General features: G+C 62.3%; 1 protein-coding gene. It reads right to left on the reverse strand.

Annotated elements, in window-relative coordinates:
- A partial coding sequence (locus tag I6F37_RS44395; protein WP_225155044.1) for a hypothetical protein occupies positions 1–387 on the reverse strand: 387 nt, incomplete at both ends.

Here is a 387-nt window from a genome sequence, read left to right on the forward strand (position 1 = left end):
CTCTGTACGTCCCTCGATCCGCCCGCTTCGCACCTGCCCGAATGTTCGGAACCCGGCAAAGGTCTGCGTGAAAAGCCCATCGTCGTCCACAAACGCCTGCCCGTAGTCGGCAACGGAATCATCGGAAAAGAGCACAAAGAAGGTCAGCAGGCCGTCGCGGTCGATACTGACGGAGACTGTCGCCTCATTTCCCGCCCCGAAGTTCCGATAGGTCCCGTTGGAGCGCCCGCCTCCCGAATCACTGCCGCCACCGCCGCAGCCGGACGCGGCCAGTGTCGCCGCCCCGGCAAGTACAAGAGCGCTCGTAAAAAACCCGCGCCGCGTCGTCCTCACACCGGAGATCACAGTCCGGGGTTCTGAAGACGGAATGTCCTTGTCTTTCTCTTC

This window comes from Bradyrhizobium sp. NBAIM08 (genome assembly GCF_020193935.1).
GTDB classification, from domain to species: Bacteria; Pseudomonadota; Alphaproteobacteria; order Rhizobiales; family Xanthobacteraceae; genus Bradyrhizobium; species Bradyrhizobium yuanmingense.